This window comes from Prosthecobacter fluviatilis, from assembly GCF_042655725.1.
Lineage (GTDB): Bacteria > Verrucomicrobiota > Verrucomicrobiia > Verrucomicrobiales > Verrucomicrobiaceae > Prosthecobacter > Prosthecobacter fluviatilis.
Genome location: NZ_JBHSMQ010000004.1, coordinates 82,287 through 105,342 on the forward strand (window position 1 = coordinate 82,287; position 23,056 = coordinate 105,342).

Below are 23,056 nucleotides of genomic sequence, written 5' to 3' on the forward strand. Positions count from 1 at the left end.
GGCTGCAACCAAGAACCGCCTCAGTGCCCGCGACCTTTCAGGGGAATGCGCAGATGCCCATGCAGGCAGGGCCGCCTGCATGACCGCACTAGCGCAGCAGTCCTGCCCAGGCCTTGCGCTCAGACCACAGGATATACAGCGCCACTGCGGAGATGGCGATGAGCATCGGCTGTGCGATGATATCTCCTGCTACGAAGTGGTGGTAGGCCAGGATGTTCAGGATCACAGGGCCGAGGCACAGCAGGCCGAGGTTTCGCGTCTTGGGAATGATGAGCAGGATGCCGCCGATGAGCTCGACCACCTTCACAAACGTCATGTAGCCCGTGGGGCCAAAGGCCGCCATGAAGTGTGAGATGGCCGAGTCTTTGGGAAACTCTGGCGATGGAGCCTTTCCCAGCAGCACCAAGGAGGAGAAGAAGATGAAAAAGAGGCCAAGAAGGCTGGAGGCAATGGCAGGCGTGTATTTCATGGGGGGAGAAGGTGAGACTATTCAAGATGGGCCGCGAGCCGGTCAAAGTTTTCCTCATTGGCAGGAACACAGATGGGCTTGAAGCGCTCGCACATCTCGGAGGTGGGAAACTGCATGCACCACGTCATGCGAGTGCACGCTCCCTCCTCGGCCAGGGTGATGGTCATCTGGAAATGTGGAGCGATGTGCTCATACACGATACGCTCAGCGGGCAGGATCTCGATGAAGCGGGTGTGGTTGGCGTAGTCCGTGCCGTCCGGGCCGTGCATGGTGAACTTCCAGTCGCCGCCGGGGCGGAAGTCAAACTCGTCAAACGTGTTGGTAAAGCCCTTGGGACCCCACCATTGGGCAAGCTGGCTTGGGTCGCTGAAGGCGGCAAACAGCCGCTCCCGGCTGGCAGGAAAAAGGCGGCTGCTGAGGATTTCGGATGCAAGCTGGCTCATGAGATGAAGGGGCGCTGTGTCAGCTATTCAGGGGATCTGCGTTCGGAGCCAGGGTGACCATCCACCCCATGCCAAACTTGTCCTGCAGCATGCCAAAGCAGGAGGACCAGAAGGTTTTGCCCAAGGGCATGTTGACACTGCCGCCTGCGGAGAGGGTCTCAAAGACACGCTTTGCCTCCGCCTCGGTGGGCAGGGCGAGAGAGAGCGAGAAGCCGCGGAAGCCCTTGCTTTCCTCGCCACCACAGCCGTCAGAGGCCAGGATGACGCTGCCGCCCACCTTGAAGCTGGCGTGCATCACCTTGCTCTCATAGCCGGCGGGCAGCATGCCCGGTGGCGCGGGCTCGGGGCTGTCGCTGTAGCGCATGAGCATCTGCACCTCGGCGCCGATGGCGGTTTTGTAAAACTCGAGTGCTTCCTCGCAGCGGCCGCCGAAGAAGAGATAGGGCTGGATGTAGGACTGGGACATGGTGGTATGAGGTGGGGGTGGGGTGATTATTTGCTCATGAGTTCGACGAGCTGGTCAAACGCTTTGCCCCAGCCTTCGGCGAAGCCCATGGAGGCGTGTTTTTCACAGGCTTCCTTGGTCCAGTGCAGGGCGCGGGCGGTGTAGCGGGTTTTGCCGCTCGGCAGTGTCTCCCAGGTGAGCACGGCGGTGAAAAAGTGATTCGGGTTGGGCTCCCAGCCGGGCAGGTAGGCATCGGTAAAGACGAGCTTCTCATTGGGCACGACCTCCAGATACACGCCCACATTAGGAAACTCCTGGCCTTCAGGGCTGCGCATGGTGGTCTTGCAGGTGCCGCCGGGGCGGAGGTCGATTTCGCACGCGGTGGTGGTCCAGGGGGCTGGCGTGAACCACTTCACGAGCAGGTCTGGCTGCGTCCATCCGGCGTAGAGTTTGGCGGCTGGAATGTCGGTTTCACGAACGAGCACAAGCTCACGTTCGGAGAGCGGAGATTCGATGGGTGTTGGGAGTGGCATGGGGTATCAGATGGTTGAAATAGGGGATGTTCAGGTGGCGGTGCTGCAGCCGCAGCATGGCTTTGCCGTAGTGCGGCCGTCGTTGTCGTAGCGATCATGGCGCTTCACCCAGTCCATGAGGTTGCCATTCACGTTCTCCATGCGGCCTTTCGGCGTCTGGTCGATGAACTGATACGCGCCCAGCAGGGCTTCACCGCCACGGCTGAAAGAGGAGTAGGTGTGGAAGATCTGTCCCGAGTCGTCTTTGAAAAAGACGGAAAAGCCTGGCAGCTCCTGGCAGTCGGGGCTGTAGTCCTGTTCGGTGAAATTGTAAGTGAGCCGGCCGTTCGTCACACGCTCTGGTGGGAAGGAGACATGGAAGTCGTAGTTGAAGTCCGTGTGTGCGGAGGACACCCAGCGGAAGCCCCAGCCCATGCGCCTGCGGTAGGCCTCCAGCTTTTCGAGCGGTGCGCGGGAGACCGCCACAAAGGTGAGGTCATGATGCTCAAAATGCTGACGTGCGCCATCCACGTGATCGCAGAGAAAAGAGCAGCCGGTGCAGCCCTCCTCCCAGTCCGGGCCAAACATGAAGTGGTAGAGAAAGAGCTGGCTGCGGCCGTCAAAGAGATCGCTCAACGTGGCCTGACCGGCGGGTGTGTCAAAGACGTAGGGCTTGGTGATCTTCACCCAGGGCAGCTCGCGGCGCAGGCGGGCCAGTTCATCATTGGCCTCCATGTGGGCTTTTTCTTTGGCCAGCAGAGCGCGGCGCGCCTCCAGCCATTCATCCTGGGAGACGATGGGATGTGCATTCATGACAGGGTGTGTATTGGTTCAGTCCTGAATCGTTTGATTCAGCTCGGTGCGGAAGGTGGCGGGATCATCGCTGGCCTCGGGGCCTGAGAGGTAGCGCTCCCAGAGGCTGGGGCCCAGCGTGTGGCCCCGCGCCTCGATGAGGTCCTGAAAGTCTCCCCATGCCTGACCCAGCCCCTCGTACGGGCCGGTGTACACGGTGCGGATGATGGTTGCGGCGGGGATCTCGCCCGCCTTGACCCGACCTGCTGGCTGCAGCTCGCCAGAGATGGGCACGCCCACTTCAAAATTAAAGATGCCGGGTGTCATGCCAAAGTGGTGTGCAAACACCGGCCCATTGGGGCCAATGCCCTGCGTGCTGGCCGTGCCGATCACCTCGTGGATGGCTGGGCCCATCACCTGTTGGATCTCATCTCGCGGCACGGTGATGTGGATCACCACCGCAGGCTGCGCGGTGGTGGAGATGGGCGCTGAAATGTCGTCAAGCATGGCTGGGCATGGGGGGATGGGGTGGCTCAGGCTTTCGGTGCTGTCTCGGCCAGCTTTTTCAGATTGGCCAGACCTTCCAGGAACTGGTCTCCGCACATCTTCTCGCAGTCCATGAACATGCCCATGATTTTGCCGATGAAGGGCTTCTTGCTCTGCATGGCCCAGGTGATCTTGGTGCCGGTGCCTTCCGGGACAAAGGTGAACTGCACATCGCTCGTGCCTGCAAAAGGGCGCACGAACTCCAGCTTCATGGCGACTTTTTCTCCCGGCCTGCTTTCGACGAGCGTGGTGCTGCCTTCGCCCACTTCGTTGTTGCCGTTCCAGCGATAAACCGCACCCACGCCTTCGGGCGGGCCTTCCAGTGTCTTCTTCATGGCGGGGTCCAGCTTGGACCAGGGAGACCACGCATCCCACTGGCGGAAGTCGTTCACGATTTTAAACACCGTGGCCGGCGCCGCTGTGGTGGTGGCGCTGCGAGTCACCGTCATGTCGTCCGACTGAAACGAGGCGGCGATGCAGATGAGGGCGATGACGGCCACGAGGCCGAGGATGATTTTTTTGATCATAGGGTGCGCGTTGGGTGGGTGGTGTTACTTGTCTGAGTCCTTGGAGGCCGGGCACTTCTCCGTCATGGAGTTCCAGCGCTTCTGCATCTCCTCAGGGGAGACTTTTTCGATCTCGTGCTGCAGCATCCAGATGTGGCCGGAGGGATCGCACACACAGCCGCTGCGGAAGCCGTAAAACATGTCTGTTGCTGGCATCTGCACCGTGGCTCCCGCCGCTGCCGCTTTGGCTATGGCGGCGTCTGCATTTTCCACCATGAGGGAAAACTTCACCGGCGTGCCGCCCAGTGTCTGCGGTGACTTGTTCCAGGCGGGATTTTCGTCGGAGAGCATGAGGAGGCCGCCATTCAGATTGAGTTCGGCATGGCCAATCTTTCCGGTGGCGGCGTCCACGAGGCGGAAGCGCTCGGTGGCGCCAAAGGCCTCCTGGTAAAAGGAGATGGCCTTGGCGGCATCCTGCACGGTGATGTAGGGGCTGAAGGCGGGGTAGCTGTGGTCGGGGGTGCTCATGGTGGTGGTGGGTTGAGATCATTCCTGGCTGGCGGCCTTCACCTCCGCCATGGGGCGGCAGAGATCGGCGATGGGGCGTACCTCGATGCTGGCGCCGTATTGCAAAATCGGGCATTCCTGAGCGATGCGCACCGCCTCGTCCATGCTGCCTACGGCGATGCGGAAGTACCCGGCAATGGCCTCCTTGGATTCGGCAAAGACACCGTCGGTCACGCTGGTGCCCTTTGGGCCGGAGACAATCCTGCCCTCTTCCATCAGCGGCTGCGCGCCACGGTGGATGCCGGTTTTTCCCAGGCGGTCCACCCAGGCGTAAAAGTCGGTCATCACCTGCTGCAGCTCGGAGGGGGACATGCCGTGGTTCCAGTGGGTGCCGCGAATGAGGAGGAGGTATTCGTCAGTGGGGTTTTGGGGATTCATCGGGGAGGAGTTTCGTTGGTGAGATCTGAGGCGGTGCAGCGCTGGGACTCCAGCGGGCGCACCTCGTAGTGAATGCCGCAGAGCAGTGTCGGGCTGTGGGAGAGCAGCTCGGCGGCCTCCTGCAGGCTGGGGGCGCTGACAAACCAGTAGCCGCCCACTACTTCCTTAGCCTCGCCGAAGGGGCCGTCGGTCATGACACCTGCTTTGGAAACGGAGGCTCCCTCAGTGCTGAGGCGGCTGCCTGCGCGCATGCGGCCTGCGTCGATGTGGGCGTACAGCCATGCGTAGAAATCGGTGATGGCCGCGTCGATCTGCTCCTTGGACTTGTCCCTGTCCCAGTGGCCGCGCGAGATCACAAGGTAGTCATTCAGGGGGGCTTCGGCGTTCATGGGAAGGGAGGAAATGAGGTGGCTTCAAAGGGACGACGAACGGGCGGGACGGAAAAGGACAGCGGGACAAAAGTTTTTTTTATTTTGTGTCAAAATCGGAGGCTGCGGCTTCACAGTCGGCGATCCGGCTTTCAAAAAAGCGGCGCTCGGACGGCAGGGATGAGAGCGCCAGCGCGCGGCAGTAGTGGGTGGCGGCGGTCTGGTGCTGCCCCAGCTCAGCTGCAAAGGCGCCGCGTGCGGCGTGCAGTGAAAGGTAGGTGTCAAGCCCCTTGATGGCGGCCAGTGCGTCCAGCCCGGGCTGCGCGCCATGCACACGCCCCACGGCGATGGCACGGTTCAGCGCCACCACGGGGGAGGCGGTGAGCTGCACCAGCTGGTCATACAGCAAGAGAATGCGCGGCCAGTCTGTGTCTTTGTGGTTTGCAGCGGTGCTGTGGCATGCTGCGATGCCCGCCTCCAGGTGGTACTCTGTGAGAGTGTCTCCGCATGCCGAGAGCTGCAGGTGGTGAATGCCGCGCTGGATGAGGCCCTGGTCCCAAAGGCTGCGGTTTTGCTCATGCAGGCGGAGGATGTCTCCTGCAGAGTCCGTGCGTGCGGGCAGGCGCGCGGCGCTCAGCAGCATGAGCGCCAGCAGAGCGTGGCACTGTGGCAGATCGGTGGCTGGGTGGGTGGCCAGCAGATCGGCTAGACGGATGGCCTCATGGCAGAGATCTGCACGCACCAGATGCTCGCCGCTGCTGGCCTTGTAGCCTTCATTAAAGAGAAGGTAGAGGGTGGCGAGGACGGCATCCAGCCGCTGCGGCAGCTCGGGTGCTTCCGGCAGCTCAAAGGGCAGCTCCAGCTCACGGATGCGCGCGCGTGCACGCACCAGCCTCTTGGAGATGGCGGCCTCCGTGGTGACAAATGCCGCCGCGATCTCCGCCGGGCTCAGACCGCACAGCGTGCGCAGCGCCAGCGCGATCTGCGCCTCTGTGGAGAGCTGCGGGTGGCAGCATACAAACATCAGACGCAGGGTGTCGTCGCGCAGATGGGAGTCATCCCACGAGGGCTCCTCCACTGGCACGGCCATCCAGCGTGCCTGCTCTGCGGAGATGCCCTCTTCGCGCTCGTCCCAGCGCTGCTCGCGGCGCAGCTGGTCCAGAGCCAGATGGCGCGCGGTCTGCGTGAGCCATGCGGCCGGGTTGTCAGGCACCCCGCGGTAGGGCCAGGTCTGCAGCGCACGCACCAGCGCCTCCTGCACCACGTCCTCCACCCATTGGAGCCGCTGCGCGCCAAACTGCCCGGCCAGGGTGGCCACCAGGCGCGCCGACTCGTGCCGGAAGAAGTGCTCCGTGGCCAGCTGCGCGCAGGTGTCTTTACCATTGAGTTCGGTGGATGGTGCCGGTTCGTTCATGCAGAGTCTTGGGAGTGGTGTCAGATCTTGGCAAAGAGGCCGTCCACATAAGTTCGGGCCTGTTTGAGGTTGTGACGAATCAATTCCTGGGAGCGGGAGGTCTTGCCCACGAGCATGGAGCCCTGCCATAGGCTGTTGAGAAACCAGGCCACCTGCACGGGGTCAAACTTCGCCCCCGGATTGTGCTTCCTCTTCGCAGCGGCCAGCATTTTGGCCGTGTTGGAGGTCCAGAGGTTCAGCTCCTTTTCACACGCGGCCCGCAGGGCGGGGCTGGTGGCGGCCATCTCCTGGGACATCATGCCCACCATGCACGCGCAGTGCTCTCCCGGCCGTTTGGCAAAGCCTGCCATGATGTCCAGCATGCTGTGCAGCTGCTTGAGGGGATCGAGCGTCCTGTCCTTCCATGCCTCTGCATACAGCGCGGTGCCCATGCGTCCCCACCATTCCACCGCAGCGATGGCCAGCGCCTCCTTGTTTTCAAAGTGGTGAAAAAACCCGCCTTTGGTCATGCCCGCCTCCTGGCAGATCATGTCCACCGAGGTGCCTGCAAACCCATGCCGCAGCATGAGCCGCACCGTGGCGTCGATCAGCCGCTGCCGGGTTGCGGCAGGGTCACGCTTGATGCTGGTGGCTTTCTTAGACATACAGACCGGTCGGTATGTAACGGGGCAGGGATTACGGGCAAACTTTTTTTGTTTTCTCCGGGCCTGTCCTGAGCCTGGTCTGTGCTCTTAGTCACCTACGCACCACAGATACTCCTGCCGCGTGGGGCTGGTCTTGGCGGAGCGGAGGTAGATGCGGCCGTCGCAGATGGCGGGCGTGCTGAAGGATTCGTCTCCCAGCTGGTTTTGAGAAAGCAGGGTGAACTTTTCCGGTGTGGCTTCAAACACGGAGGTGACTCCGCCTTTGCTGGTCACATAGATGCGCGAGTCGGCCATGACGGGAGATCCGTAGAACTCGCGGTCCACTTTCTCCGACCACAGCTCTTCGCCTGTGGCGGCTTTCCAGCACACGGCACGCCCGCCGTCGCCCACGGCAAAGACATGGCCGTTCTTCACGATCATGGACGGCACATAGGTGCGAGTGACGTTTTCCCACGCGATCTTGCCGGAGCCGTCTGCCTCCACGGCCATGGTGTGGTTCTTGGGATAACCACCGCCAAGGAAGATGCGGCTGCCATCGGTGACTGCTGTGACCACGGTTTCCTCCGTGCTGCCGTCGATGCTCCAGAGCTTTTTGCCGGTGAGCGGGTCAAAGCTTTCCACTTTGTTGCAGCCTGCCAGCACAGCTTGCGTTTTGCCCGCTGCCTGCACCACAGCCGGAGATGCGTAGTTGGCCACCGGCGGGCGGTTCTGCTGCCACACGATCTCGCCTGTGAGCTTGTTGAGGCCGGTCATTTTGCCGCCGCCGCGATGGTCTGCCGAGACGAGTACGATGGACTGGTAAATGACCGGCGAGGAGCCAAAGCCCTGATGCACCTGAAAGTCGCACACACGGCGCTGCCAGAGCTGCTTGCCGGAGAAGTCCAGCGCGGTGGTGAAAATGGCGCCGTTGTTGAGAAAGTTCACGAACAGGCGCTCGCCATCGCTCACCACATCCGAGGAGGCCTGCGAGGAGATCTTGTGCCCCTTGGTGTTGAGATTGCCGCGGTGCACCACGGCTTCCCAGAGCTTTTTGCCGGTCTTGCGGTCATGGCAGAGCACGAGCTGCTCCTCAGTCTCCATGTCAGCCGTGGCCAGATAGACGTGATCAGCCACGATGGTTGGCGAGCCATGGCCACGACCACGCACTTCGGCCTTCCACAGCACCTTTTCGCCTTCGCTCCATTTCAGCGGCAGCTTTTGCCCCGCTGCGGCATGGCCATCCATTGTGGGGCCCCGCCAGGCCGGCCAGTCGCCGGCAAAGAGGGAAGGGGTGATGAGCGCGGTGGCAAGCAGCAGGGCGTGGATTTTCATGGAAGCCCTGCACTACGCTATGAAAGCGGGGGCACTGTCAAAATGTGCGCGATTTGCGCGTCTCAGAACTTCAGCATCTCGCCGACTGGCAGCGGCCTGCCCTGACGGATGGATTCTTCGGCGACGAGGCAAAGGCCTGCGCTCCAGAGGCCGTCGAGGCCGGTGGCGATGGGCTTCTTGTTGCTGCGCACCATGTTGATGCATTGGGCTATTTCCTCGCGCAGCTCAAAGACTTCGCCGCTGTGCTTGGCGAGCTTCACGTTTTCGAGTTTTTCGCCATCAAACACCTTGAGGAAATACTCGGGCTCCAGTGTGCGGTCCAGCGCGCCGCTCCAGGAGGCCCACAGCGCGCCCTTGGTGCCGCTGACTTTCACGGTTTGATGATGCTCAAAGGCCGCCAGTGTTTGTGACACCACGGCGTAGCTGCCATTGGCGTATTTGAACATGGCGCTGAAGTTGTCATAAAGCGTCGGCCGCTGTGGATCGCGGGAGTTTGCATACGCATGCAGTTCCACGGGGTCGCCGCTGCCTTCCAGGTACCAGCGCGCCAGATCAAAGAAGTGGATCGGCTCCTCCAGCACCCAGCTGCCTACGCGGCTCTGATCGTAGCGCCAGCCGCTTGCGCCCAGGCGGTAGGGTTTGCGCGAGAGCTCGACCAGGACGTACTGTGGCGTGCCGATGGTGCCGGCGTCGATGATCTCTTTGATGTGGCCCCACTGGCTGGAAAGACGCAGCTCATGGCCTACAGCCAGATGCACGCCGTGATCCCGTGCTCCGGCCACGATGGCCTTGCAGTCATCGAGCGTGATGGCCATGGGCTTTTCCAGCAGCACGTGCTTCTTCCTGGCCATGGCCGCGAGCGCAATTTCGCGGTGGGTGTGGCTCGGCGTGGCGATGTCGATGATATCAAACTCCGCCTTCGCGATCATCTCGAGGCTGTCGGCAAAAATCAGCGCGTCCGGGTAAAGCCTGCGCGCTTCTTCGCGCGAGGCCTCCGAAGGCGCGGAGATGGCCACCAGCCGTGCTTCAGGATTGCCAGCGATGGATTGAGCATGAAATTTGCCCCAGGCGCCGAAACCGGCGAGTGCGAAACGAACAGGTGCTGGCATATCAATCAATGGCGGGGTGCGGTGGTGAGCGGTGTGACAGGATCTGGAACGCGGCGGCCCTGCAGTTCATTCAGACGGCAGGACGGCAGCCGGGGCAGCACATGCTTGGCAAAGAGGTCGCACTCATCCAGATGCGGGTAGCCGCTGAGCACAAAGGCGCGCATGCCCATGTCCATGTAGCGGTTCAGTTTGGCGAGCACCTGGTCCGGGTCTCCCACGATGGCGCTGGCACAGCCGCTGCGGGCCAGGCCGATGCCGCTCCAAAGGTGAGGCTCAATGTAAAGGTCTTTGCTCTGCGCACGCAGCTCGTCCTGCCTTTTCACCCCCGCGCTCTGGCTGTCCTGGGAGCGGGCTTTGATCTCGGCCCCTTTGGCGGCATCCAGCTTGGAGATAAGCCTGTCCGCTGCAGCTCGTGCTTCCGCTTCGGTCTCGCGAACGATCACATGCGTGCGGAAGCCGAAGTCGATTTTGCGCCCGTAGGATGCGGCCTTTTCAGACATCACACGCATCGTCTCGGCGATGCTGTCCTCCGTCTCCGGCCACATGAGGAAGACGTCGCAGTGTTTGGCGCAGAGATCCTGTGCCGCCGGGGAGATGCCGCCAAAGTAGAGCAGGGGCCCCCCGTTTTGCTGGTAGGGCTTGGCAGGCTCAGTGCTTGGCAGGCTGATGTTGTAAAACTCCCCCTTCCACTCAAAGGGGCCGTCAGTACGCCACAGTCCCTGTAGGATCTGGATGATCTCGCTGGCCCGGGCGTAGCGCACTTCGTTGCTCTCCCTGATGCCCGGCATGTCAGAGGAGATGATGTTGATGCAGAGCCGCCCTTTGGCAATGTGGTCCACCGTGGCCAGCGCGCGCGCCAGCATGGGTGGCCAGACCTCACCCATGCGCAGGGCTACCAGCTGGTTGATCTGTGCTGTCTGCGGGGCCATGGCGGCGGCAAAGGCCAGTGCGTCCTGCCCGGCGACCCAGCCGGAGGGTAGCAAAATATTCTGGTAGCCCAGCGCATCCGCCTTTTTCACAATGTCGCCGCAATGCTCGTAGCTGGAGCGGATGGCCCCGTCCGGAATGCCGAGAAATTCGTAATCGTCTGAGCAAAGGGCCGAAAACCAAGCGACTTCACACTTGCGATCACTGGTGCGGATGGGTAATTCACTCATGAGAAGAATGTTGAAGTCAACACACTGATCCTGCTGGACAGGAAGAGATCAACCGGCTTTTTATTCGAATGCGAAAAAACCCAATTGTTCAACGCGAAACGCTCGGTGCTGCAGTTCTGCAGATTCGCAGCGGTCGTGCAACCTCGCGCACCACTTTGGCCAAGGTGCTCGGAATTTCACCTTCAACCACCGGGCTGTATGTGGATCATTTGATTGCCGAGAAATATCTCAGCGAGTCCGGCTTGAATCAGGGGCCCATGGGGCGTCCTCGGCGCATCTTGAGCACCCAGGCGGAGGCGGGCTGGTTTGCGGGCGTGGAATTCAATGCCCAGCGCATTCAGGTCGTCGGGGTTGATTTTTCCGGCGGCTTGAAAGCGACTGTGGAGATGCCTCTGCCTGCAGATGTGATGTCAGACCATGTGATCAAGTCGATACTCAACTGCGTCTCAAAACTGGCGACGACGATGCAAGGGCCCTTGCTGTCTGTGGGGCTGGGGGTGCCTGGACTGGTGGATGCTCATGCCGGCGTGGGCCTGTATTATGCGTTCATTCCAGATTGGAATCAGGTTCCGCTGGTCGAGAAGATCGGTTCCCGGCTCAAGGTGCCGGTCATTTTGCAGAACAATCTGCGCGCAATCGCCCTGGCGGAGCGCTGGTTTGGCATGGGGCACGAATTGAACAATTATGTCATCCTCGGGCCTCGCAGCGGTTTCGGAGTTGCCATGGTCCAGGACGGCAAGCTCATCGAGGGGGCTCATCATGCGGCAGGAGAGCTGGGCCGCTGGCTATGGCCGCTGATGAATCCAGCCGGCGGAGGCAAGGAACTGCACCACGCGCTAAGTGCTCCTGCGACATGGAGGCGGTTGGCTGGCGTGGGTGACCGGACTGCCCTGCCGGGAGATTTGCGTTCAGGTCTTGCTGCACTGGCTGAGTTGCCAGGGCCGGAATGGGATGCCGTATGCACGGACTATGCACGCGTGATCGGCCTGCTCCATCTGGTCGTAGATACGGGGGTGTTCATCCTGCATGGCCCTCTGACGGTTCTGGGGGAGCGTTTCTGCAATGCGATCACGCATTCAGCGTACGCACTGATGCCAGTCCTGAGAGATTCCGGGCTGAAGGTGGTGCCTTCGGCGCTGGGCGACAATGCCGGTGCCCTGGGGGCGGCGAGCCTGGCCATGGAAGCATGGGCGCCGGCCTGATGGCAGGCTGAGACCACAAAAAACCGGGTGGCAGGACTGATGTCCGCACACCCGGCGTGAGGGAGCCTGTGGAAAGTTACTTTTCCAAGGTTTCTTTGGCGGCCTTCCAGCCGGAGATGCCAGCGGAGAGGTGCTTCACATTGGTGTAGCCAAGCTGGTTCGCTGCATTGGCTGCGGCTTTGTAAGCGCTGCAGGCAGGGCCGCCGCAGTAGGCAACGACGAGGGAATTCTTGTCAGCCGGCAGGACGCTGGCAAGGTTGGAACCCTGGGTGGCGAAGTCAATCGCGGTTGGCACATGGCCTGCCTTGTAGGAGGCAGCTCCATTCACGTCGATAACGGTGACCTTCTTTTCTGCGATGGCCTTCTTGAGATCGGCGATGCTGATGTCCGGGAACTCGGCGGCGAAACCGGCGGTGGCGACAAGGGCGAAGACGAGGGCGATGAGTTTCTTCATGATTGAGTTAGGATGGTTTGAGTTAAGTTGAGCGCTTTGGACTGTGCGCGGCAGTGGCCCCGTCTGCCGGGGCAAAGAGTTTAGGTGTGCGGGCATAGAGCCAGCATGAGTTCAGATGAGATGCACAAGCGTGCGTCCTTATTCCCGAAAAAAAACGGGTTCATGCCTCCGTGGCAGCGGCCGGGGCGGAGAATGAATGATGGAGACCCTTGGGGCATCATGGCTGGCAGGAATTTACAACGTTCCTAAATACGGCTGGTTTAGCCAAAAGATTCAAAACTTCTTACAGTGCTGGAATGAACAAGCGCGCAAAGCCGTTGCGCAAGCGCTGCCCCACAGGGGTGTTTTCCAGAACTTCCCGCGTGATTTCACGGCTGGAGGCCAGCTTGGCGTCCATTTCCTCAGCGAGCCGCTGGCACAGCTCTGCATCGTGACAGGCGAGGTTAAATTCAAAGTTCAGGCGCAGGCTGCGGGGATCCCAGTTTGTGGATCCGACAAAAGACCAAACACCATCGATAATGAATAATTTTGAGTGGTCGAAGGGCGGGGGCGACTCGTAGATGCGGCAGCCCACCGCCAGCAAATCTGGATACAAGGTGCGGGCAGCCCACCCTACAAACGGGATGTTGTTCTCTGCCGGGGTCAGGATGCTGACCTTGACCCCGCGAATGGCACAGAGCCGCAGCGCTGCCATGAGCACGCCGTTGGGCAAAAAGTAAGGGGTGATGATCTTCACCTCTTCCCGGGCCGCATTGAGGGCCGCAAAAAACGCCGCAGGCATCACCTCCAGGTCTTCGTCAGGGCCATCGACGATGCCGATGGCGGTGGTGCTTCCGGTGGCGGCAAGTTTCGGAAACCAGAGAGGGCCTTCCAACCCCTCGCCAGTGCAAAAGGCCCAGTCTTCGGCAAACACCCTCTGGATCTGTGCCACGCAGGGACCGGTGACTTCAAAGTGAAGGTCATGCACGGGATGTGCGGGTGAACGTGCGACCATGTTTCCTTCGCGGATGTTCATCCCGCCGGTAAAGGCTTTCCGGCCGTCCACCACCAGGATTTTGCGGTGATTGCGGAGGTTCATCGTGATCAGGCGAAGAATCAGGTGGTTGGGCATGAAACGGCGTGCGGTCACACCTGCCTGCGTCAGAGCCTCCACCACCGGCGGCCAGGAGTAGCGGGTGCCTGCGTCGTCCACCATGACCCTCACCTGCACTCCGCGCTTCACCGCCTTGGAGAGCTCGGTCACGAATTCAGCCCCGATGCCTGTGGCCTCAAAGATGTAGCTGGCCAGGGAGATGCTCTGCTTCGCATCACGGATGGCTTCCAGCATGCGGGGCATCGCTTCGTCACCGTTATGCAGGATGTCGAAGTGGTTTCCCAGGGTGTGGCTGAACCTGGATATGCGGTCCAGCGTGCGTGCGAGCTGCTGGTGCTCCTGCATAGCACAGCTTTCAGTGTCCGTGACGGGCAGGGGATGTTCCGGCACCGGGTCGCGCCATGGTTCGTTCATTCCGCTGCGGTAGCGCCGGCCGCTGCGACGCAGAATATTGATACCAAGAAAAAGGTACAACAGCGGCCCGATCAGGGGGGTGAAGACCACAAGCGCCGTCCAAAAGGCAGCGGAACGGTAGTCATGGTGCCGCAACAGCAGGTGCAGCAGCGCAATGACCGAGCCAAAGACCGACGCAACCGCCAGCACCAGCGTCCAGAAATTGTGTTCGAACCAAGACATGGTGCAGCATGCGCGAACCGGGGCGAAGTGCAAAGCACAACCCAATCATGCATTCTCAAACTTCCGCCAGTAAAGCAGGGCGATCGGCACCATGCTGAGGCATTCGCTGCCGGCTTTGGCGACGCCTGCCATGGTATGGGTGCTCCATGCCCCGATGATGAGGGAGATGGCGATCAAAATGGCTGACCCAAAGGTGAAGACCGCCCGGGGGGCGATGGTGAGATGCACTGGCCTTGTTTCCTCCCCGAGGAGGTCTATGAAGCGTGCAGCGCAAAGTATGAGCACGATGACGGACAGCCAGCCATTGTCATCGAGCCTGCCAGGAGAAAGATAATCATAGGCTCCGTGAGCAGCCACCGTCAGCATGAAAGTGATGATAAACTGGTCTGCACGGGCAAAGCGGGTCAGGAGCATGCTGTAGAGGCTGTGTGCGCAAATGCCCGTGAGGGAAACATGCAGAAAATTGGCTGAGAGGAAGCGTGTCCATGCGATGCTGCCGCCAAAGTTCTGATAGTAGCCGATGTTTTCCTCCAGCGAAAACCCCAGCCCGACAAATGCGCCTGTGAGCAGTGCGAGTCCCGGTGTCCGCCGCCACAGCAGCCAGGGCAGGAACAAAGAAAACAGGAGCAGCTTGCAGCCTTCCTCGCGCAATCCCACGCCCACTACATAGTAGATCAAATCGTGTGGAAAAGGTGCTGCAGATGTCATGCCCTGAAAGAACTCCTGATAGGCCAGAATCGTGAGCGTGGGCCATACGCTGGCCACACCAGCCATGATGGCGACGAATGGCCGTGCCCAGCGCCAGCTCTCGTGGTCGCTATGCTGCACCAGAATGAAATACCAAAGGGCTGCTGCGAAGAGCGCGAGGCCGAGCATGCCGAAGGGGAGCTCATTGAAGCGGTGGCGCACCAGGCCCAGCCACTGCATCCAGACATCGCCAAGCAGTGAGCCAGCATGGTGCTGGAGCAGCGGGGGGCAATGCTCGATCCAGCCAGGCTGCGTGGAAATCGCACGCAGGAGCTTGAGATCCCGCTGGGTGACGGCCAGCCGCAGTGCCTCCTCACGAGAGGTGGAGGCGTCGGCAAAATGCAGGCCTTCCGCATAGAAGGCCTGCATGGCGGCCGAGATGTTGTTGTTGCGTTTTTGCACGCTGCCCAGCAGCTCTGCTGCGAGCATGGCAGGGGGCTTGGCACGGGCATCTTGATCGAGCTGCTGCAAGGAGGCCGCATCTCCCGCCAGAGCTGCGGCAAGAAAGCTCCTGAACAAGCCTGCGGGGGCATCTGTGGTGGCGTGTTGGTGGATGAGCTGCGCCACCTCATAGGCTCCTATTTTTCCTGTTTGGACAAAGGACTGAAACAGCTTCGACTCAGACTTTTCTGTCAGCTGAGGCAGCTGTGCCAGAAGCATGCGCAGCCACAGGGCCAGCTGACGTGGCTGCGGGGTGTCTTCACGGCGCAGGCGATTGAACTCCTCATGCAGCCGGCTCAAGGCGGAGGCTGCGGCCTGGCTCTGTGCAGGTGCTCCGCGCGGGGTGTTGCCGATGACGATCACACAGGCGATGATCATTCCCACGGAGACGATGCTGGCGGCCGTGCGCAGCAGAAAGCGACGGTTCCGGGTGAGATGATGCGTGCGTGCACGCCATCCGTGAAACGATGAACGCAACTCGTTCATGGCTGAATCATGGATCCGTTCTTTGCCACCAGTCTGGAGCCTTTTCCCAAGGGGCTCTGCTTTCCGGCTCCTCATCCAAGGTGGTTTTGCGGGCATTCGCTTCGGATTCTTCTTCGAGCTCCATGAGCAGTTTGACGTGTGGCTCCGGCTTGGTGGTGCGCCGCCAGATCAGCCAAGCCCACATGGCAAATGCCCCCAGAAGAAAAAACAGCGTCCCGAGTGTGAAAAGCACAAACCAGTCGGAGGCTTCCGCCCACTGCCGTGACACTTTGGCGGTATCGCCTTCGGGCCGGGGGAGGAAGGCAAGCAGCGTGTGCATGTTGTGAGCGTCTTTAGGTTTCGTTAAAAACGAGGCGCATCGGGATCATCTTGGAAAACTGGAAGCCGTGTTGCTGAAAGAAGGACTGAGAGTCTGCGCTGATACGGTCTGTGAGCAGGGTGATACGACGGAAGTGCTTCTCTCTGGCGAACTCAATGGCATGATTGAGCAGGCGCCCGCCATAGCCCTGGCGGCGGTGCTGCGGATGCACAATGACATCCTCCATGATGAGCACCAGTCCGCCCTCTGCCGTGCTGATGGTGAACAGAAGGTTGATCATGCCGATGACCTTGTGCTCCGTGCGCAGCACAAAGATGCGGCCACGGTTTGGCTGCTCCAGAATGAGGCGCAGGCCGTGCTCCTGTTTGGAGCGGTCCGGTTTGAAATCCTCTTCTTCACTGAACAAGGCAAGAAGGAGCTCCACCAGCTGAGGCAGGTCTTCGATGGTTGCCGGTTCAATGTGGGGTTCAATTTCAGAGGCGGGCATGGCTCACAGAATAACGGGCTGGAGGACAAAGGCAATTCGTTCGATGCAGCGAGTCCGTGATGTGGTGCCTTCCGCCGCGGCATGCTGCTGATTCAACAGTTCCGACACAATCGGCTGCGACCTAAGGCTTTTGCATGGCCTCCCGCAGGTTCTCCCAGGCACGGCGAAAGTCCTGCTTCATCATATACAAGGTGGCGATTTCCTGGCGGATGTACGCCGGGGCGTTGGGGTAGGCTGCCGCTTTTTCCAGCGTGCTGAGGGCTCCATCTACATCCCCCTGGCTTTTTTGTGCCTGAAACAGATCGATGGCGCGCCTGACGTCAGTCGGATTGTAAAGAAGGGCGCGCTCCAGGGCTGCAACATCCGTGCTCGTTCCCGGGGTGGTGCGAACGACGGATGGCAGATAGGGGAGGGCAGTCTGACAGGCGCGCTGGAAGTCTGAATTGCGGGCGTAGTGCTCTGAGAGTATCCGCCAGCCGTCATCGCGCCATTTGCGGTTGGCTTCCAGGGCTGTGATCAGGGCCTCCTGATTGCCATGCTGATACCACAGGCTGAAGAGGGTTTCCCGATGTGCGGGATCCAGACCTCTGAGGTCAGGCTGCTGGGCGAGAAGGCTTTTGAGGCACCGGTCAAATTCCTCCCGGGTCTGCACGGTTCTTAGAAATTCAAATTTCAACTCCGATGTTGTGGCCAGCGTCCAGAGAGGCTCACGCAGCTCCGGGTGCTGGAAAGAATAGCCGAGCATCTGGCGGTAGTGGCCGTAGTCTCCGGGAGCTGAATCGGGATCTCGGCGCAGGAATTCGCGCCAGCCGACGACTGCGTACTGCGGGTCATAATCGAGCCAGAAGAGGCCTTCGGTGAAGCAGGTCACAGAGTAGGTCGGGTCAAGCAATCGGGAGCGTGAAAAGTCCAGCAAAGCCAGATCCTTCGGCTGCCCGAGCCGGAGACGCAGGCATGCTCGTTCGTAATAATAACGAAAATCCAGCGGTGCCATTTCGATGGCTTGGTCCATGAGTGGCAGCGCGCCGGCAGGCGAGCCGGAGTCGGCCAGTTTTCCTGCCCGGGTGCGCAATGCTTCCGCTGCGCTGGTGCCAGGCAAAACCGGATGTCCTAGGGCGATGGCCGTCCAAGCCGCACCAAGTGCCAGCAGCGCGGCTCCGCTCAGGCGAAAGAGTGCATTTTGAGGCAGTCTGGCGGCATCCGGCAGCCTGCGTGGCCGGATCGATATGCCTGCCAGCAGAGCCATGAAGAGCGCATAGCCGAGGCCATGGCTGGGCACATCCCCCAGCCCGTGGATGGCGCCGAGGCCGAAGACGATTGCGGCGGAGTTTCGCAGGCGACGGTCCTGCATGCTTGATTTGCGCTTCTTTTTCTTGCCATACCAAGGACCGGTGGAGGAAAAAATCCAAAACAGCAGCAGCAGCGCAGGAAGCACAGTCAGCAGCCCGCCCTCAGCCAGCAGCCAGAGCAGATCACTTTCAGGATGCAGGAAACGGAATCTCGTTGCCGGCAGGTGGGAGAAGTGAGGGAAAACGGCGGCAAAATTTCCAAGTCCGATCCCCGTCCATGGGGCGTCCAGGGTCATACTGAGGGATTCCAGAAAGAGGGAGCCACGGCCGTTGTCTGATGCAAACTGTGCAATGCCACCTTCCGATAACCGCTTGGAAACGTTTCCGCCCGACATGACCAGCAAGGTGGAGATGATAAAGACCAGGGATGTCGAAACGGCGAGTTTCTGCAAAAAACCGCGGCGCATGGCAATGCTGCCAAACCAGGCCGTCATGCCAAAAAACAGCAAGAGCAGTCCTGCCCGTGAGCTGTTCATGAAAAGGCAGACGAGCGGCGGGATGAAGCCCAGCAAACAAGGGATCCACAAACGGGATTTGCGCCGATGCGCATCAAATCCTGTCGCCGCGCAGAGCACGCATGTCATGGCGGCGATGCTGCTGATGTGGTTGCGGTTGGCAAACGGGCCAAAGCCATCTCCCCATTCCTTGGGGTTGCGCGGCCACCAGGGGATGCTGATGGCTCCTGTTCTCTCGAAGATGGACAGAATGCAAAGCAGGATGCTGCCGAAGGTGAGGGTTTGCATCATCGCCCGGCGCTGGCTGTCTGAAAATCCTCGTGTCAGGCACCATGCCAGCCAGAGGCAGCAGGTGGCAAACAGCAGCCAAGCCTCCAGGGTTACAAAGGCCTGAGGGGTCAGTGTTTTGGACAAATGGATGTCCCAGTCCTGCACCAGTGTGGTTTGCCAGGCCGGTGGTTTAAACAAAAAATTGGCAGGCAGAAACGAAAGCAACGGGGCAAGGGTGGCCCCCAGCAGGCCGCATAGCGCCAGCAGGGGCAGCTTCCGCTTTGAGGCGAAGAAAAGCAGGATCAACGCCATCAAAAGCGTGATCACCCCCTTGGACCAGGTGTCGCGCCCGGCACCAAACAGGCAGGCAAAAATCGGGAATGCGGCAAAAAGATATCCCTGCCATGCCGGTCCAGGAATGTCATAGCTGCGCACCTGGGCTGCGGCGCCGTCGTCATCAAAGTCGTCCTCCTGAAAGTCATCAGGCCTTTCGGGCAGCTCCGCAGCCTCGGTTTCATCCCCGACAAGCACCGGACGCTGATTGGTTGACTCATCAGACTGAGCGGAATCTTGTTTCATGCCGTGGTTGAGAGCGGAAGATGAGGGGGCGTTGCCTTGGTTGCAGCGCCTGCGGTGGATGGCAGCGCATTCCATTTCTCCAGGCAACGTTCGAGGGCTGGCAGCAGCACATCGAGCCGGAGGTGCCATTCGCCGAGATCTGTGCCATCCTGGGGGCGGTAGATGGTAAAGCTCCTGCCTCCGCCCAGCGCCAGGACTTCCGGCCTGCAGCCGGCCTTCTCGTGCATGCTCAGATCCATGCGTTCAAGCCCATGCTGAAACATGGTGGCAAAGCTCTCCAAGTCCATGCAGCGCTCGACCTCAAAATCCAGCACCCGGCCATAGGCCCTGAAGAATTCCCGCTGTCTGCGCCGCTCCATGGTTTCGTTGATCTGGCTGCGGAAATTGGACCAGCTGCGGATGTATCCCAGGTAGCGTGCGGCACCCAGCGCCAGCAGGAACAAGATGGCACCCGCCACTGGCAGCGCGCTGCCCTTGATCATCAAGATGCTCAATCCCACGAGGCTGAGCGCCAGGCAGACGCAGTACATCGCGGCCAGTGCGCCTCCTTTGCTGTAGCCAAGCAGAATCAGCCGATGATGAATGTGCTCGGCATCCGCATTGAAGATGGAAACACCCCGGATGGCTCTTCGGATGATGGCAAACAGGGTGTCCAAAATCGGGACTCCCAGAGCGATGATGACCACGAGCAGCGCGCCGATGATGGAGCCTTTGTTCGAGGTGAACAGCGAAACAGAGGCGATGAAAAAGCCAATTAAATAGGCGCCGCCATCGCCAAGGAAAATTTTGGCGGGCGGAAGGTTGAAGATAAGAAAGCCCGCCAGTGCGCCTGCCATCGCCAGCGAGACAACCAAGACGTCAGGCTGACGGCTGTAATAGCCGAGGAAGGCAAGGGTCAGGCTCAGAAACAGGCCGAATCCGCCAGCCAGCCCATCCATGCCATCGATCAAATTGACGATATTGGGAATGCTGACCAGCCAGATCAAGGTCAGCGGCAGGCTCCACCAGCCCAGTGACAAGGCACCTTCTCCGAACGGGTTGCTAAGAATGTCGATTGAAACCCCCAGGGAGTACAAGATCAACGCCGTGCCGATCTGGCCCACCAGCTTGACCTTGGCACCGAGAGGTTTGAGGTCATCCACGAACCCAACGCTGAATATCAAGGCGTTGCACACTGCCACAGGCAGCCAGCGGGTCCAGCCGAGTCCGCCAATGTAACCTGCTACCAAAGAGGCAAGGCCTACTGCCAGGAAAATAGGGGCACCGCCAAGCCGTGGGATCGGCTTTTCGTGCAGTTTGCGCCGTGTGTCCGGTTCATCCAGCCCGATCTGCCCGCCACGACGGAGAATCCACAGCGTCCCGAAGACGGCCACCAGGAGGGCTCCGCTAAAATAGCAGGCCATTTCCAGCCATGACACCTGCCTGGGTGCCCACGGACCCATGGCGGTTTCTTGGATGGCAGGAACAAACATCTGTGAACGGCAAATTCAGGTTGGAAAGACAGCGAGCATAAGCGTTGCAGATTCAAGGATCAAGACTTCAGCATCAAAGAAGTCTTTTGTTGCAACTTCCAGGAACGCTTCTTGAACTGTGGCCGCGTCTCCCTCACCATCGCCCATGCTCAACGACACCATAGCAGCCATTTCCACCGCCTTGGGAGAGGCTGCGATCAGTGTGGTTCGCATTTCCGGTCCGCAGGCGCTGCAAACAGCCTCCCGCGTTGCGCGTTTGCCAGCGAACATCCGGCCTCGGCAGGCGCATCTTGTGCAGATTCTTGATGCTGAGGGCGGGGCGTTGGATCATGGCCTGATGATCTATTTCAAAGGGCCGGCAAGCTACACAGGTGAAGATGTCATCGAGTTCCACGGTCATGGCGGTGTTCTTGTCACCCAGCGTGTTCTGGAACGGTGGCTTTCATGCGGGGCGCGTGCAGCGGAGCCGGGGGAGTTCACCCAGCGTGCCTTTTTGAACGGCAAGATGGACCTCACGCAGGCTGAGGCTGTGATGGATTTGATTCATGCCCAAAGCACCCTGGCTCTTCGCGCAGCCAATGAGCAGCTTGGCGGGGTCATCGGGCGTGAAGCGGCCGCCATGCAGCAGGAGATCATCCCGGTGCTGGCCCACATCGAGGCTTACATTGATTTTCCGGAGGAGGACATCTCGCCTGAGACAGGGGAGAATTTGAAGCGTCGCATGGATGGCGTCCTTGGGCGTGCTCAAAAACTCATCGCCACCTCAGAGCAGGGCCGCATCCTGCGGCATGGCGCACGGACAGTCATTTCCGGGTCCCCGAATGTTGGCAAAAGCAGTCTGCTCAATGTGCTGCTGGGCTTTGAGCGTGCCATCGTCAGTCCTACGGCGGGAACGACCCGTGACACGATCGAAGAAGTCATCCAGGTCCATGGCATACCGCTGCGGCTTGTGGACACCGCAGGTCTGCGTGATTCTGACGATGACGTTGAGCGCGTGGGAATTCAGCGCACTGAGCGTGAGCTGGAGCGTGCCGATCTCGTCATCGAAGTCGTCGATGGCAGCCTCGGTGCCAGTGCCGCGCGGCTGCAGCTTCCTCCCGCACTCGTCAGCCGGCGCATTCTCATTCTTAACAAAAGCGATCTGGGCATCCATGCTGACTGGGCCGGCGAGCAAGGCGCCATTCCATTTTCATGCCTGACCGGGGAAGGCACCGAGGCGCTGCGTGATGCCATCCGCGCTGTCATTGCCACTGCAGGGCCGCTCGCCACAGATCATCCCATCGCGATCAACGCACGGCACAAGGCTGCCTTTGAACGCTGCGCTGAGCGTCTCGTGGCAGCCAGGGCGGCGCTCGCGCGCAATGAAGCGCCGGAATTCATCGCCCTCGAGATTCGAGAGGCGCTTCAGGCTTTGGGAGATGTCATCGGTCAGGTCGATGTCGAGCGCATCTTGGACGTGATCTTCTCGACCTTCTGCATAGGAAAGTGAGTTTCCCTCCGTTTGACTCCACCTGCCATGAAACGCCGCCATTTTTTCACCACCGCGCTCGCCGCCACCGCTGTGTCCCGCCTCAGTGCTCAGTCTATCGCCAAAGCAGCCGCTGATCCTGCCTACGTGATCAAAAACCACGGCATCAAGCACACTGTCATGGGCTGGTGCTTCAAGCCCATGGACATGATGGTGCTGGCAAAGCACTGCAAAGACATCGGTCTCGTGGGGATGGAGGGCATTGACCGCAAATACTATCCTGATGTGAAGGCTCTCGGCCTCGATATTTCCCTTGTCGGCTCACATGGCTTCGCCAACGGTCCGTGCAATCCCAAGTTCCGTGACGAAGTCATCGCCAAGCTCAATGACGCCATCGATGCCGCTGCGGATGTGGGCTGCAAAAAAGTCATTACCTTCACAGGCATGAAATTCGAGGGGATGGACCGGGAGCAGGCGATCAACAACTGCCGCGACACCTGGAAGGCTGTCCTTCCGAATGCGGAGAAAAAAGGCATCACCCTGGTGCTGGAGCACCTGAATTCACGCGACAGTTCGCACCCGATGAAGGGCCACCCCGGCTATTTTGGCGACGACGTGGATTTCTGTGTGGATCTCATCAAGCAGATCGGCAGCCCCAATTTCAAGCTGCTCTTTGACATCTACCACGTCAGCATCATGAACGGCGACATCATCCGCCGCCTGCGTCTGCACAAAGATTACATCGGGCATATCCACACAGCCGGCAATCCAGGGCGCTGTGAGCTCGATGAGCACCAGGAGATCAACTACCCGGCAGTGATGCAGGCCCTGCTGGAAATCGGCTACCACGACTTCGTGGCGCATGAATTCATCCCCACCTGGGACGATCCGGTGCTCGCACTGCGCCACGCCGCGATGGTTTGCGATGTTTGATCTG

25 protein-coding genes are annotated in these 23,056 nt (G+C 60.3%); 3 read left to right on the forward strand and 22 right to left on the reverse strand.

Annotated elements, in window-relative coordinates:
• Positions 1-88 precede the first annotated feature (88 nt).
• The 15 genes from ACFQDI_RS11710 to ACFQDI_RS11780 all read right to left on the reverse strand — a co-directional run bounded on the left by ACFQDI_RS11710 (position 89) and on the right by ACFQDI_RS11780 (position 10,661).
• Entirely contained in the window at positions 89-469 is a 381-nt protein-coding gene (locus ACFQDI_RS11710; protein ID WP_377166701.1) for a hypothetical protein, read from the reverse strand.
• Between the two features lie 17 nt (positions 470-486).
• Entirely contained in the window at positions 487-912 is a 426-nt protein-coding gene (locus tag ACFQDI_RS11715; RefSeq protein WP_377166703.1) for an SRPBCC family protein, read from the reverse strand.
• Between the two features lie 19 nt (positions 913-931).
• The gene (locus tag ACFQDI_RS11720) at positions 932-1,378 is read right to left on the reverse strand and encodes a VOC family protein (protein WP_377166705.1); all 447 of its coding nucleotides are present in this window, start codon (positions 1,376-1,378) and stop codon (positions 932-934) included.
• A 26-nt stretch (positions 1,379-1,404) separates the two neighbouring features.
• A complete protein-coding gene (locus ACFQDI_RS11725) occupies positions 1,405-1,890 on the reverse strand; it encodes an SRPBCC family protein (RefSeq protein ID WP_184338050.1) in 486 nt (161 codons plus the stop codon).
• Positions 1,891-1,920: 30 nt separating this feature from the next.
• The gene (locus ACFQDI_RS11730; RefSeq protein ID WP_377166707.1) at positions 1,921-2,682 is read right to left on the reverse strand and encodes a DUF899 domain-containing protein; all 762 of its coding nucleotides are present in this window, start codon (positions 2,680-2,682) and stop codon (positions 1,921-1,923) included.
• Positions 2,683-2,700: 18 nt separating this feature from the next.
• On the reverse strand, positions 2,701-3,168 hold the full coding sequence (locus ACFQDI_RS11735; RefSeq protein WP_377166709.1) for a GyrI-like domain-containing protein: 468 nt from the start codon (positions 3,166-3,168) through the stop codon (positions 2,701-2,703).
• 26 nt (positions 3,169-3,194) lie between these two features.
• Complete coding sequence (locus tag ACFQDI_RS11740; protein WP_377166711.1) at positions 3,195-3,734, reverse strand: SRPBCC family protein; 540 nt, start codon at positions 3,732-3,734, stop codon at positions 3,195-3,197.
• Positions 3,735-3,758: 24 nt separating this feature from the next.
• Positions 3,759-4,241: a VOC family protein gene (locus ACFQDI_RS11745; protein ID WP_377166713.1), complete on the reverse strand. Its 483-nt coding sequence runs from the start codon at positions 4,239-4,241 to the stop codon at positions 3,759-3,761.
• An 18-nt stretch (positions 4,242-4,259) separates the two neighbouring features.
• Positions 4,260-4,658 carry a YciI family protein gene (locus tag ACFQDI_RS11750; RefSeq protein ID WP_377166715.1) on the reverse strand — a complete coding sequence of 133 codons (399 nt, stop codon included), beginning with the start codon at positions 4,656-4,658 and terminating at the stop codon, positions 4,260-4,262.
• A complete protein-coding gene (locus ACFQDI_RS11755; RefSeq protein ID WP_377166717.1) occupies positions 4,655-5,047 on the reverse strand; it encodes a YciI family protein in 393 nt (130 codons plus the stop codon). The genes ACFQDI_RS11750 and ACFQDI_RS11755 overlap by 4 nt, the downstream gene beginning before the upstream one ends.
• Before the next feature lie 79 nt (positions 5,048-5,126).
• Positions 5,127-6,440, reverse strand: coding sequence for an RNA polymerase sigma factor (locus ACFQDI_RS11760; protein ID WP_377166719.1), 1,314 nt, complete (start codon positions 6,438-6,440; stop codon positions 5,127-5,129).
• Between the two features lie 20 nt (positions 6,441-6,460).
• Positions 6,461-7,084: a TetR/AcrR family transcriptional regulator gene (locus ACFQDI_RS11765; RefSeq protein WP_377166721.1), complete on the reverse strand. Its 624-nt coding sequence runs from the start codon at positions 7,082-7,084 to the stop codon at positions 6,461-6,463.
• A gap of 87 nt (positions 7,085-7,171) precedes the next feature.
• Positions 7,172-8,395, reverse strand: a complete 1,224-nt coding sequence (locus tag ACFQDI_RS11770) for an outer membrane protein assembly factor BamB family protein (RefSeq protein ID WP_377166723.1) — start codon at positions 8,393-8,395, stop codon at positions 7,172-7,174.
• A gap of 62 nt (positions 8,396-8,457) precedes the next feature.
• The gene (locus ACFQDI_RS11775) at positions 8,458-9,504 is read right to left on the reverse strand and encodes a Gfo/Idh/MocA family protein (protein ID WP_377166725.1); all 1,047 of its coding nucleotides are present in this window, start codon (positions 9,502-9,504) and stop codon (positions 8,458-8,460) included.
• 5 nt (positions 9,505-9,509) lie between these two features.
• Positions 9,510-10,661, reverse strand: coding sequence for an LLM class flavin-dependent oxidoreductase (locus ACFQDI_RS11780; protein WP_377166727.1), 1,152 nt, complete (start codon positions 10,659-10,661; stop codon positions 9,510-9,512).
• Between the two features lie 68 nt (positions 10,662-10,729).
• On the opposite strand from ACFQDI_RS11780, the gene ACFQDI_RS11785 reads away from it, so the two are divergent.
• Complete coding sequence (locus ACFQDI_RS11785; RefSeq protein ID WP_377166729.1) at positions 10,730-11,863, forward strand: ROK family protein; 1,134 nt, start codon at positions 10,730-10,732, stop codon at positions 11,861-11,863.
• A 76-nt stretch (positions 11,864-11,939) separates the two neighbouring features.
• Here ACFQDI_RS11785 and ACFQDI_RS11790 read toward each other — a convergent pair whose 3' ends face one another.
• The 7 genes from ACFQDI_RS11790 to ACFQDI_RS11820 form a co-directional block, all read right to left on the reverse strand.
• Complete coding sequence (locus tag ACFQDI_RS11790) at positions 11,940-12,317, reverse strand: rhodanese-like domain-containing protein (RefSeq protein ID WP_377166731.1); 378 nt, start codon at positions 12,315-12,317, stop codon at positions 11,940-11,942.
• A gap of 283 nt (positions 12,318-12,600) precedes the next feature.
• Positions 12,601-14,046 (reverse strand): cardiolipin synthase, encoded by a 1,446-nt coding sequence (cls, locus tag ACFQDI_RS11795; RefSeq protein ID WP_377166733.1) that lies wholly within the window; start codon positions 14,044-14,046, stop codon positions 12,601-12,603.
• A 45-nt stretch (positions 14,047-14,091) separates the two neighbouring features.
• Positions 14,092-15,720 (reverse strand): PrsW family glutamic-type intramembrane protease, encoded by a 1,629-nt coding sequence (locus tag ACFQDI_RS11800; RefSeq protein ID WP_377166735.1) that lies wholly within the window; start codon positions 15,718-15,720, stop codon positions 14,092-14,094.
• Positions 15,721-15,727: 7 nt separating this feature from the next.
• Positions 15,728-16,039, reverse strand: coding sequence for a hypothetical protein (locus tag ACFQDI_RS11805; protein ID WP_377166737.1), 312 nt, complete (start codon positions 16,037-16,039; stop codon positions 15,728-15,730).
• A gap of 13 nt (positions 16,040-16,052) precedes the next feature.
• On the reverse strand, positions 16,053-16,526 hold the full coding sequence (locus ACFQDI_RS11810; RefSeq protein WP_377166739.1) for a GNAT family N-acetyltransferase: 474 nt from the start codon (positions 16,524-16,526) through the stop codon (positions 16,053-16,055).
• Positions 16,527-16,647: 121 nt separating this feature from the next.
• Positions 16,648-19,179 (reverse strand): O-antigen ligase family protein, encoded by a 2,532-nt coding sequence (locus ACFQDI_RS11815; protein WP_377166741.1) that lies wholly within the window; start codon positions 19,177-19,179, stop codon positions 16,648-16,650.
• On the reverse strand, positions 19,176-20,621 hold the full coding sequence (locus ACFQDI_RS11820; RefSeq protein ID WP_377166743.1) for an MraY family glycosyltransferase: 1,446 nt from the start codon (positions 20,619-20,621) through the stop codon (positions 19,176-19,178). Before ACFQDI_RS11820 ends, ACFQDI_RS11815 begins: the two co-directional genes overlap by 4 nt.
• Positions 20,622-20,796: 175 nt before the next feature.
• On the opposite strand from ACFQDI_RS11820, the gene mnmE reads away from it, so the two are divergent.
• Together mnmE and ACFQDI_RS11830 are read left to right on the forward strand one after the other, a co-directional pair.
• Positions 20,797-22,140 carry a tRNA uridine-5-carboxymethylaminomethyl(34) synthesis GTPase MnmE gene (gene mnmE, locus ACFQDI_RS11825; RefSeq protein ID WP_377166745.1) on the forward strand — a complete coding sequence of 448 codons (1,344 nt, stop codon included), beginning with the start codon at positions 20,797-20,799 and terminating at the stop codon, positions 22,138-22,140.
• 27 nt (positions 22,141-22,167) lie between these two features.
• Complete coding sequence (locus ACFQDI_RS11830; RefSeq protein WP_377166747.1) at positions 22,168-23,052, forward strand: TIM barrel protein; 885 nt, start codon at positions 22,168-22,170, stop codon at positions 23,050-23,052.
• The last annotated feature ends 4 nt before the right edge of the window (positions 23,053-23,056 follow it).

Bases quoted from the DNA above. Each gene is read 5' to 3' on its own strand.
- ACFQDI_RS11710 (WP_377166701.1), bottom strand. From the start codon at position 469: ATGAAATACACGCCTGCCATTGCCTCCAGCCTTCTTGGCCTCTTTTTC.
- ACFQDI_RS11715 (WP_377166703.1), bottom strand. From the start codon at position 912: ATGAGCCAGCTTGCATCCGAAATCCTCAGCAGCCGCCTTTTTCCTGCC.
- ACFQDI_RS11720 (WP_377166705.1), bottom strand. From the start codon at position 1,378: ATGTCCCAGTCCTACATCCAGCCCTATCTCTTCTTCGGCGGCCGCTGC.
- ACFQDI_RS11725 (WP_184338050.1), bottom strand. From the start codon at position 1,890: ATGCCACTCCCAACACCCATCGAATCTCCGCTCTCCGAACGTGAGCTT.
- ACFQDI_RS11730 (WP_377166707.1), bottom strand. From the start codon at position 2,682: ATGAATGCACATCCCATCGTCTCCCAGGATGAATGGCTGGAGGCGCGC.
- ACFQDI_RS11735 (WP_377166709.1), bottom strand. From the start codon at position 3,168: ATGCTTGACGACATTTCAGCGCCCATCTCCACCACCGCGCAGCCTGCG.
- ACFQDI_RS11740 (WP_377166711.1), bottom strand. From the start codon at position 3,734: ATGATCAAAAAAATCATCCTCGGCCTCGTGGCCGTCATCGCCCTCATC.
- ACFQDI_RS11745 (WP_377166713.1), bottom strand. From the start codon at position 4,241: ATGAGCACCCCCGACCACAGCTACCCCGCCTTCAGCCCCTACATCACC.
- ACFQDI_RS11750 (WP_377166715.1), bottom strand. From the start codon at position 4,658: ATGAATCCCCAAAACCCCACTGACGAATACCTCCTCCTCATTCGCGGC.
- ACFQDI_RS11755 (WP_377166717.1), bottom strand. From the start codon at position 5,047: ATGAACGCCGAAGCCCCCCTGAATGACTACCTTGTGATCTCGCGCGGC.
- ACFQDI_RS11760 (WP_377166719.1), bottom strand. From the start codon at position 6,440: ATGAACGAACCGGCACCATCCACCGAACTCAATGGTAAAGACACCTGC.
- ACFQDI_RS11765 (WP_377166721.1), bottom strand. From the start codon at position 7,084: ATGTCTAAGAAAGCCACCAGCATCAAGCGTGACCCTGCCGCAACCCGG.
- ACFQDI_RS11770 (WP_377166723.1), bottom strand. From the start codon at position 8,395: ATGAAAATCCACGCCCTGCTGCTTGCCACCGCGCTCATCACCCCTTCC.
- ACFQDI_RS11775 (WP_377166725.1), bottom strand. From the start codon at position 9,504: ATGCCAGCACCTGTTCGTTTCGCACTCGCCGGTTTCGGCGCCTGGGGC.
- ACFQDI_RS11780 (WP_377166727.1), bottom strand. From the start codon at position 10,661: ATGAGTGAATTACCCATCCGCACCAGTGATCGCAAGTGTGAAGTCGCT.
- ACFQDI_RS11785 (WP_377166729.1), top strand. From the start codon at position 10,730: ATGCGAAAAAACCCAATTGTTCAACGCGAAACGCTCGGTGCTGCAGTT.
- ACFQDI_RS11790 (WP_377166731.1), bottom strand. From the start codon at position 12,317: ATGAAGAAACTCATCGCCCTCGTCTTCGCCCTTGTCGCCACCGCCGGT.
- cls (WP_377166733.1), bottom strand. From the start codon at position 14,046: ATGTCTTGGTTCGAACACAATTTCTGGACGCTGGTGCTGGCGGTTGCG.
- ACFQDI_RS11800 (WP_377166735.1), bottom strand. From the start codon at position 15,720: ATGAACGAGTTGCGTTCATCGTTTCACGGATGGCGTGCACGCACGCAT.
- ACFQDI_RS11805 (WP_377166737.1), bottom strand. From the start codon at position 16,039: ATGCACACGCTGCTTGCCTTCCTCCCCCGGCCCGAAGGCGATACCGCC.
- ACFQDI_RS11810 (WP_377166739.1), bottom strand. From the start codon at position 16,526: ATGCCCGCCTCTGAAATTGAACCCCACATTGAACCGGCAACCATCGAA.
- ACFQDI_RS11815 (WP_377166741.1), bottom strand. From the start codon at position 19,179: ATGAAACAAGATTCCGCTCAGTCTGATGAGTCAACCAATCAGCGTCCG.
- ACFQDI_RS11820 (WP_377166743.1), bottom strand. From the start codon at position 20,621: ATGGGTCCGTGGGCACCCAGGCAGGTGTCATGGCTGGAAATGGCCTGC.
- mnmE (WP_377166745.1), top strand. From the start codon at position 20,797: ATGCTCAACGACACCATAGCAGCCATTTCCACCGCCTTGGGAGAGGCT.
- ACFQDI_RS11830 (WP_377166747.1), top strand. From the start codon at position 22,168: ATGAAACGCCGCCATTTTTTCACCACCGCGCTCGCCGCCACCGCTGTG.